The organism is Corallococcus sp. CA053C (assembly GCF_003611675.1).
Classification (GTDB): Bacteria; Myxococcota; Myxococcia; order Myxococcales; family Myxococcaceae; genus Corallococcus.
On record NZ_RAWA01000017.1, the window covers coordinates 30,204 to 40,366 of the forward strand.

At 72.3% G+C, this 10,163-nt stretch carries 2 protein-coding genes; both read left to right on the top strand.

Annotated elements, in window-relative coordinates:
- Positions 1-48: 48 nt before the first annotated feature.
- A complete protein-coding gene (locus tag D7V97_RS03935) occupies positions 49-3,294 on the top strand; it encodes a non-ribosomal peptide synthetase (RefSeq protein ID WP_120609237.1) in 3,246 nt (1,081 codons plus the stop codon).
- A complete protein-coding gene (locus D7V97_RS03940) occupies positions 3,291-10,157 on the top strand; it encodes a type I polyketide synthase (protein ID WP_120609238.1) in 6,867 nt (2,288 codons plus the stop codon). The genes D7V97_RS03935 and D7V97_RS03940 overlap by 4 nt, the downstream gene beginning before the upstream one ends.
- The last annotated feature ends 6 nt before the right edge of the window (positions 10,158-10,163 follow it).

Here is a 10,163-nt window from a genome sequence, read left to right on the forward strand (position 1 = left end):
TGAACTCCGCGGGCCTCGCGCCCGCCCCTGTCCCCAGGAGCCCTCAGCTTGACGCAGACCACCGGATTCCGGCTCTCCCCCCAGCAGGCAAGACTCTGGTCCCTCCTCGCCGCCGTTCCAGGAGCGCCCTCGCGCGCCCGGGCCGTGCTGTCACTGGAAGGACCGCTCGACGTGCAGCGCCTGGAGCGCGCCGTGCGCGAGCTGTGCGCCGCGCACGAGGTGCTGCGCACGACGTATCGCCATCTCGCCGGGACGACCGCCGCGGTGCAGCTGCCCGGTGACGTACCGGCGACCGTCCTGGAGGTGCTCGACTGGAGCACCCTCTCCGAGACGGAGACGACCGCGCGGTTCGGTGCGCTGCACGCGGAGGCATCGCTGGAGGTGCTGACGCCGGCACGGCTCGTGGTGCTCGGTCAGGGTCGGCATGCGTTGATCCTGGACCTGCCCGCGCTCTCCGCGGACCGCCAGACGTTCGCTGTGATCGCACGCGAACTCGGACGTGCGCTGGATGCTTCGGCGAGCGCTTCGGCGACCTCGGATGACGAGCCGCCTCCGCAGTACGCGGACGTCGCGGAGGTCTTCCACCAGATCCTCGAGTCCGACGACGGCGCGGACGGTCGGCGCTTCTGGAAGGGCCGTGACCTCACGGGTGCCACCGGTGCGACGCTGCCCACGCGCCGCACGGGCCCGGGCTCGCATGGCCTGCGCACCCACCGCGAGGCGCGCGCGCTGGCCCCCGAGACGGCCAAAGCCCTGGAGGATCTCGCCAACCGACTGGGAGTCCCGGTCGCGGACGTCGTGCTCGCGGGCTGGTCGCGTTTGCTGGCACGCATGGGTGGCAACGCCGACGCGTGCATCTCCGTGCGTGTCGAGGGCCGTGGCTACGACGGACTGGACGCGGCGCTCGGCCTCTTCGAGCGCTGGCTGCCCGTGCGCACCTCGCCCGAGCTTCGCGGCGCGAGCTTCGAAGCGCTCGTGCGCGACATGGCTCGGGCCGTTCGTGAAACCGCCGCGTGGCAGGACGACTTCGACGCGCTGAGCGCCTTCCCCGCCATCGGTGGCATCCCGCCCTCCCGGTCCTTCGCCTTCGAGGACCTCGCGTGGCCGGAGCCCGTTCGCGCAGGGGGGCTGACGCTGTCGTTCACCCAGTTGGACGCTCGCGGCGAGCGTGCCGAGCTGACCCTGGTGCTGGTGCGCGGGCGGGGGCCGCTGACCCTGGAGCTGCACCACGACGAAGCCGCGTACGCGCCCGTTGAGGCGGCCCGGCTGCTGGAGCGTGTGGAGACCCTGCTCGCCTCGGCGGTGGCCTCGCCCGAGCGCGCGCTGGAAGCCCTTCCCTGGGTGGGCCCGCGTGAGCTGGAGCGGCTGGCGGACTTCAACCGCACCGCCCGCGATCACGACACGCAGGACACGCTGCCCGCGCGCTTCGAGGCCGTGGCCCGCTCCCGTCCAGACGCCGTGGCCGTCGCCTTCGAGGACGAACAGCTCACCTTCGCCGCGCTGTCCGAGCGCGCCAACCGACTCGCCTGGCACCTGCGCTCGAAGGGCGTCGGGGCGGAGACCCGCGTCGCGGTGTGCCTGGAGCGGTCGGTGGAGCAGCTCGTGGTGCTGCTCGGCATCCTCAAGGCCGGGGGCACCTTCGTGCCGTTGGATCCGACCTACCCGCGTGAGCGTCTGGCCTACGTCATCCAGCAGTCCGGCGCCCCGCTCGTCGTCACCCGCTCCCACCTGCGCGCGTCGCTGCCCGAGGGCACGCACGCCTTCGTCTGCCTGGACCAGGAGGCGGACACCCTGGCCACCGCGTCGACCCACGCGCCCGACGTGACGCTGGCGCCGGAGAACGCCGCCTACGTCATCTTCACCTCCGGCTCCACGGGGCGCCCCAAGGGCGTGATGATCCCGCACCGCTCCGCGCTCAACCTCGCGGCCACGCTGCGCGACGTCGTCTACCAGGGCCGGGGCCCCGGCCTGCGGGTGAGCGTCAACGCGCCGCTCGTCTTCGACGCCTCCGTGAAGCAGTGGCTCCAGCTCCTCAACGGCCACTCGCTGCACATCGTCCCGGAAGAGGTACGGCCGGACGCGGTGCGCATGCGCGCGTGGGTGCAGCGCCACGCCGTGGACGTCGTGGACTGCACCCCGTCCCTGCTGGGACCCATGCTGACGCAGGGGCTGGGACGCGACGCGGACTTCTCCCCGGCCCTCGTGCTGGTGGGCGGAGAGGCCATCGACGCGCGCACCTGGGCGGAGCTCACCCCGCTCACCCGCACGCGCTTCGTCAATATGTACGGCCCCACCGAGTGCACCGTGAACGCCACGGCGTGCCCCATCGCGGACTCCGCGCAGCCGAGCATCGGCGGGCCGCTGGGCAACGTGCGCGTGCACGTGTTGGACACGGGCCTGCGGGCGCTTCCCCTTGGCGTCCCTGGAGAGTTGTTCATCGGCGGCGCGGGCGTGGCCCGGGGCTACGAGGGCCGACCGGACCTCACCGCCGAGCGCTTCGTGCCGGATCCGTTCAGCCCCGTGCCGGGCGCGCGCCTGTACCGCACGGGCGACGTGGGCCGCTACCGCGACGACGGCCGCATCGACTTCCACGGCCGCGCCGACTTCCAGGTGAAGGTGCGGGGCTACCGCATCGAGCCCGGCGAGCTCGAAGCGCTGATGCGCACGCACCCGGAGGTGGGCGAGGCCGTCGTCGTCGTGCGCGGAGAGAAGGAGGACGCGCGACTGGTGGCGTACTTCGTCCCCCGTCGCGGCATGCCCGCGGGCAGTGAGTCAGCGTCAGCGCAGCTCGCGCTGGAGCTGCGCGGCTTCCTGCGCGAGTTCGTGCCCGAGTTCATGCTCCCCTCCCTCTTCGTGCCGCTGGCGCGACTGCCGCTCAACCGCAACGGCAAGGTGGACCGGGGCGCGCTGCCGGAGCCGACCCCGGTGCAGCAGGAGGCGGTGCCCTACGAGGCGCCCGTCACCGAGCTGGAGCAGCGCATCGCGGCCATCTGGCAGGAGACCCTCAAGGTGGAGCGGGTGGGCCTGCACAGCAGCTTCTTCGACCTGGGGGGCCACTCGCTCCTCATGGTGCAGGTGCACGAAAAGCTTTCGGTGTTGATGGGCCGGCGCCTCTCCATGGTGGAGCTGTTCCAGCACCCCACCGTGGCCTCGCTGGCGAAGTACCTGGGACAGGCGCAGGCGAATCCGGCCCAGGAATCCCGGCAGCAACAGGCGCGTGATGAGCGCGCGAAGAAACAACTTCAGGCGATGCAGCAACAGGCCCTCTTGATGAAGGCCAGGGGTAAGCGATGAGCAGCGACATCGAGCAGGACGCTCCTTCGATGGAAGGCGTGGCGATCGTGGGCATGGCGTGCCGGTTCCCCGGAGCCAGCACCCCCGAGGCGTTCTGGAAGAACCTCCAGGAGGGCGTGGAGTCCATCACCTTCTTCAAGGACGAGGAGCTGGACCGCGCCGCCATCGATCCCGCGGAGCTGAAGGATCCGAAGTACGTCAAGGCCCGGGCCACGCTGGACGGCATCGAGCAGTTCGACGCGCGCTTCTTCGAGCTGTCCCCGCGCGAGGCGGAGATCACCGATCCGCAGCAGCGCCTCTTCATGGAGTGCGCCTGGGAGGCCCTGGAGTCCGCGGGCCATGACCCCGCTCGCGCGAAGGGTCCCATTGGCATCTACGCGGGCGCGGGCGCCAACGGCTACCTGCTCTACAACCTGTCGTCGGCCGGGCACCTGATGGGCACGGTGAACGCGTTCCAGGCCGTCATCCACAACAAGAACGACCACCTGGCCACGCGCGTCGCCTACAAGCTGGACCTCAAGGGGCCGGCGGTGACGGTGCAGACCGCGTGCTCCACGTCGCTCGTGGCCGTCTACCACGCGTGCCAGAGCCTGCTGAGCCTCCAGTGCGACACGGCCCTTGCGGGCGGCGTGACGGTCAGCGTCCCGCAGAAGACGGGCTACCTCTACACCGAGCGCGGCATCGGTTCCCCGGACGGGCACTGCCGCCCGTTCGACGCGAACGCGCAGGGCACCGTGGGCGGCAGCGGCGCGGGTGTCGTCGTCCTCAAGCGCCTGTCGGATGCGATTGCCGACGGTGACGTCATCCACGCGGTGATCCGCGGCGGCGCGCTCAACAACGACGGCACCGACAAGGTCGGCTACACCGCGCCCAGCGTGAACGGCCAGGCCGAGGTCATCGGCATGGCGCATGCGCTCTCCGGCGTGGACCCGGACACCATCACCTACGTCGAAGCCCACGGCACGGGCACGCCCATGGGCGACCCGATTGAAGTGAAGGCGCTGACGAAGGCGTTCCGCGGCGGCGGCGCCACGCGCAACGGCTACTGCGGCCTGGGCTCCGTGAAGAGCAACGTGGGCCACCTGGACACGGCGGCCGGAATCGCGGGCCTCATCAAGACGGCGCTGACGCTGAAGCACCGGCAGCTTCCGCCCAGCCTCGGCTTCGAGCGGCCCAACCCGGAGATCGACTTCGCGAACAGCCCCTTCTACGTCAACGCGAAGCTCCAGGACTGGAACGCCCCCGCGCCCCGTCGCGCGGGCGTGAGCGCGTTCGGCCTGGGCGGCACCAACGCCCACGTCGTCGTGGAGGAGGCACCGGAGCGCAAGCCGTCCGGCCCCTCGCGCGAGTACCAGTTGCTGGTGGTGTCCGCCCGCTCGGACGCGGCGCTGGAGACGGCGACGACGCGGCTGGCGGAGCACCTCAAGGCGCACCCGGACCTGAACCTCGCGGACGTGGCGTTCACGCTCCAGGTGGGCCGCAAGGCCTTCGAGCACCGCCGCTTCGTCGTGGTGCGCACCGTGGAGGAGGCCGCGCAGGCGCTGGCGACGCTGTCCCCGGACCGCGTCATCACCCGCACGCAGGAGCGCGTCACCCGGCCCGTGGTGTTCATGTTCCCCGGCCAGGGCTCGCAGCACCCGGGCATGGCCGCGTCGCTGTACCGCACGGAGGCCGTGTTCAAGCAGGAGGCGGACCGCTGCCTGGAGCTGCTGTCGAAGCGCCACGGCCTGGACCTGAAGCCGCTGGTGTTCGGCTCGGACACCCAGGACGCGCAGGCCGCCTCGAAGCTGGAGCAGACGGCGCTCACGCAGCCCGCGCTCTTCGTCGTGGAGTACGCGCTCGCGAAGCTGCTGCTGTCGTGGGGCCTGGAGCCGTCGGCGATGATCGGCCACAGCGTGGGCGAGTACGTCGCGGCCTGCCTGGCCGGCGTCTTCACCCTGGAGGACGCGCTGGAGCTGGTGGCCACGCGCGGCCGGCTGATGCAGTCGTGCCCTCCGGGCGCCATGCTGTCCGTGCAGCTCGCGGAGGCCGACGTGCGGCCGCTGCTGGCTGACGGGCTGGAGGTCGCCGCCGCCAACGCGCCGGGCTCGTGCGTCGTCGCGGGCACTCCGGCGGCGATTGAAGCGCTGGAGAAGCGGCTCGCGGCGAAGGACGTGCTGGCCCGTCGGCTGCGCACCTCGCACGCGTTCCACTCCGCGATGATGGACCCCATCGTCGGCGCCTTCCGCGACGCGGTGGCGAAGGCGAAGCCGTCCGCGCCGAAGCTGCGCTTCATCTCCAACGTGACGGGGACGTGGATCACCGCCGAGCAGGCGACGTCACCGGACTACTGGGCGAAGCACCTGCGCCAGCCGGTGCGCTTCGCGGACGGCCTGGATGAGCTGCTGAAGGAGTCCGAGGCGGTGTTGCTGGAGGTGGGCCCGGGCAAGGCGCTCCAGTCGCTCGCGCGCTGGCACCCGCGCAAGAAGCCGACCCAGTCCATGCACACCACGCTGCCGACGGTGGGCGAGCCCACGCCGGAAGCGGAGTTCCTGCTGCGCACGCTGGGCTACCTGTGGCTGCTGGGCGTGGACGCACCGGGGTACTTCGACGGCGAGACGCGCCGCCGCGAGCTGCTGCCCACCTACCCCTTCGAGCGTCAGCGCTACTGGGTGGACCTGCGCGCCTCCGCGGGCGCACAGGGTGCGAAGCGCGGCGGTTCGCTGGAGAAGCGCCAGGACGTCGCGGGCTGGTTCTGGCTGCCCGTGTGGAAGGAGTCCGCGCCGAAGGTGGCCGCCGTCGGGGCCCTTGCTGCGGCTGATGCGAAGGCCGCGCCGTGGCTGCTGTTGCACGACCGTGCGGGCCTGGGCTCGAAGCTGGCCGCGAAGCTGCGCCACCAGGGCCACGCGTTGGTGGAAGTCACGCAGGGCCGCGAGTTCCGCCGCACGGGCGCGGACGCGTATGAGCTGAACCCCGGCCGCCGCGAGGACTACGCCGCGCTGCTGTCGGAGCTGGCCGCGGATGGACGGCTGCCGGAGCGCATCGTCCACCTCACGGGCATCACGGCCGAGGGCTCGGGCGCGTCGACGGAGGACGTCGTCGAGCGGTCCTTCTTCAGCCCGCTGCACCTCGCGCAGGCGCTGGGCGCGCACGCGGCGGGCAAGCCGGTGCGCCTGACGCTGGTGTCCAACGGCATGCAGGAGGTCATCGGTGGGGACCTCGTGTCGCCGGAGCAGGCGGTGGCGCTGGGGCCCACCAACGTCATCCCGCGCGAGCTGCCCCACGTGCACTGCCGCAGCGTGGACGTCACCCTGCCGCCCGCGGGCAGCTTCCAGGCCGGACGGCTGGTGGAGCTGCTGGCCGCGGAGCTGGCGTCGGACGCGGAGGAGCCCGTGGCGGCCTTCCGTGGCGGCCGTCGCTGGGTGCGCGACTTCGAGGAGGTGCGCCTGGAGGCAGGCCCCGAATCGGCGGTGCCGCTGCGTGAAGGCGGCGTGTACCTCATCACCGGCGGCCTGGGCGGCATCGGCCTGTCCTTCGCCGAGGCGCTGGCGGAGAAGTTCCACGCGCGGCTCGTGCTCGTCGGGCGCGCGGTGGTGCCTCCGCGTGAGGAGTGGGCGAAGCACCTGGAGTCCGGCGATGAGGCGACGCGCCGACGCATCCAGGCCGTGCAGCGCCTGGAGGAGAAGGGCGCGAAGGTGCTGGCGCTCAGCGCGGACGTGACGGACCTGGAGCGCATGCGGGCGGTGGTGGCCACCGCGCGCGAGCGCTTCGGCGCGCTCCATGGCGTCATCCACGCGGCGGGCGTGCCGGGCGGCGGCCTGCTCCAGCTCAAGACGCGCGAGGCGGCGACGGCGGTGCTCGCGCCCAAGGTGACGGGCACGCAGGTGCTGGCGGCGGTGCTGGAGGGCGAGCGGCTGGACTTCTTCGCGGCCTGCTCGTCGCTCACCACGGTGGTCGGGCGCTTCGGCCAGGTGGACTACACGGCGGCCAATGCGTACCTGGACGCCTTCACCCGCGCGTTCCAGGCGCGCACGGGCACCTACGCGGTGTCCATCAACTGGGGCGCGTGGGACGAGGTCGGCATGGCCGCGAGGCCGGCGACGCAGACGGGCGAGGGCCGCGCCATCCCCCACCCGTTCGTCCACCGCTGCCTCTTGGACACGCCGCAGCGCAAGGTCTTCTCCGGCACCTTCGGCGAGCCGCGCTCGCAGTGGGTGACGGACGAGCACCGCATCCTCGGCAACCCCACGGTGCCGGGCGTGACGTACTTCGAGATGGTGCGCGCCGCCGTGGCGGACGAGGCGAAGGGCCGCACCATCGAGCTCTTGGACAACTACTTCCTCGCGCCGCTGCGCGTGCCGGAGAACGAGACGCGCGAGGTGCGCCTCACCCTGGAGAAGGACGGAGACGGCTACCGCTGGGGCGTGAAGAGCCTGCCGCCGGGTGGCGTGGGCAAGGGCACGGATCACTCGGCGGGCCGGGTGCGCTTCGGCGGGCCCCGCGTGGCGCGCGTCGAGGACCTGGAGGCCATCCGCAAGCGCTGCGACAAGCCGCGCCCGCAGTCGCTGGAGGCCGAGTACGAGCAGGAGCTGGGGCCGCGCTGGCGCAGCGTCCAGGCCATCCTCCCGGGTGAGAACGAGCTCTTGATGGTGCTGGAGCTGATGCCGGAGTTCACCGGCGACTTCGAGCAGCTCCTCTTCCACCCGTCGCTCATCGACCGCACGTCGGGCATCGCCAAGAGCTTCCTCGCGGAGCACGGCTACTACCTGCCCTTCGGCTACAAGGTCCTGCGTCTGCACGGAGAGCTGCCGCGCCGCGTGTACAGCCACGCGCGCTTCCGGGCCAACGAGTCGTCCAATGGCGACGAGACGCTCGCCTTCGACCTCACGATGATGGACGAGCAGGGCCGCGTCCTGGTGGAGGTGGAGCGGCTGACGCAGAAGCGCGTCAACGATCCCGCCGCCGAGCTGCGCGCCCTGGCCGCCGCCGCCCGCGAGTCCGCGCTGGCGAAGGTGCTCCCCACCGACGAGCGCAAGGAGATCGCTCCGAGCGAGGGCGTGACGGCGCTGGAGCGCATCCTCGCTTCGGCGGTGGCGTCCCAGGTGGTGGTGTCCGTGCGCGACCTGCACGCGACCATCGCCCACACCGACGAGGTCGTCCGCGAGCGCGTGCTGCAGGCGGTGGGCGAGACACGTGCCCCTGGCGAGCAGCAGGCCCGCCCCAAGCTGAAGACGGAGTACGTGGCGCCGCGCAACGACATCGAGCAGCGCATCGCCGAGGCCTGGCAGGCGGTGCTCGGCATCGACAAGGTGGGCGTGAACGACAACTTCTTCGAGCTGGGCGGCGACTCCGTACAGGCCATCCAGATCATCGCGCGCGGCAGCCAGTCCGGCTTGCAGTTGAGCCCGCAGCAGTTCTTCCAGTACTCCACCATCGCGGAGCTGGCGGCGATGATCGCCGGCATCGTGGCGAAGCAGGCCGAACAGGGCCCGGTGGTGGGCCCTGCCCCGCTCACCCCCGAGCAGCGTCGGCTGTTGGAGGCGCCCGTCGCGGCCTCCACCCGGGTGGCTCGGGTGGCGGTGCGCGGGTCGGTGGACGCGTCCGCGCTGTCCCAGGCCCTGGGCACGGTGCTGTCGCACCACGACGCCCTGCGCCTGCGCTTCACGCGCGGCGTGTCCGGATGGCAGCAGGCGGGCGCGGCTCCGGGCGCGGAGGTGCCCTTCGCGGAGGTGGACCTGCGCGCGCTGCCGGCCGCTGAACACGAAGCGGCGTTGCACGGCGAGGAGGAGAAGCTCCGCGCGAAGCTGGACGTGGGCGCGGGCCCGCTCGTGTCGGCCGCGTGGTTGCGGTTGGAGGGCGGCGCGGGCAGCCAGTTGCTGATCGCGGCGCATGGGCTGGCGGTGGACGGAGCCTCGTGGCGGCTCCTGGTGGAGGACCTGTCCGCGGCCGTGCGCCATGCGCGCGGTGGACCGGGCCTCCGCGCGAAGACGGCGTCCTTCAAGCGCTGGGCGGAGCGGCTGGCGGAAGAAGCCGCCTCCGAGTCGCTGCGCAAGGAGGAGTCGGTGTGGACGGGTGCCCTGGGAGAAGGCACCACGAAGCTGCCGGTGGAGCGCACGGGAAGCGCCTCGGGGGCGGCGCGGGTCGTGGAGGTGTCGCTGTCTGAGGACGAGACGCGGCGGCTCCACGAGAAGCTCACCGGGACGTGGCGCGCGGACGTGGCGGAGGGCGCGCTCGCGGCGCTCGGTCAGGCCCTGGCGGCCTGGACGGGTGGAGGCCGGCTGCGCGTGGATGTCGTGACGGACGGACGCGACGCGTTCGACGGCCAGGACTTCTCGCGCACCGTGGGCTGCTTCGACGTCACCTGGCCGCTGCTGCTGGAGCTGGAGCGCGGACAGGGGGCCAGCGACGCCCTCAAGGCCGCGAAGGAGCGCATGCGCCGTGTGCCGCGCCGGGGCATCGGCTTCGGCCTGCTGCGAGACGGGGCGCATGGCGAGCTGTCCGAGCGTCTGCGCCGCCTGCCCCGGGCTGAGGTGCTCGTACGGCACCTGGGACCGGTGGAGCCCGCGGAGGACGCGGTGCCCTTCAGTGCGGGTCTGGTGCCGGGGGCCCACCGTTCGACGGGTGGGTACGCGTTGGAAGTGGAGACGTTCCTGTCCGGCGGGCGCCTGCACGTGCGCTGCGCCTACGACGACGGGACGTACACGCAGGCCACGGCGTCGAAGCTCGCGGAGGACGTCCTCGGTGCGCTGCGCACGCTGGGCAGCGAGGAGCAGGACACCCGCGCGGCGCTGTCATCCGTCGACTTCCCCCTGGCGGGACTGGATGACTCACAGCTGGGGGCGCTCGCGGCGCTCATCAACGATGCGGACGGGTCGGAGGGCTGAGGCAAC

Bases quoted from the DNA above. Each gene is read 5' to 3' on its own strand.
- D7V97_RS03940 (WP_120609238.1), top strand. From the start codon at position 3,291: ATGAGCAGCGACATCGAGCAGGACGCTCCTTCGATGGAAGGCGTGGCG.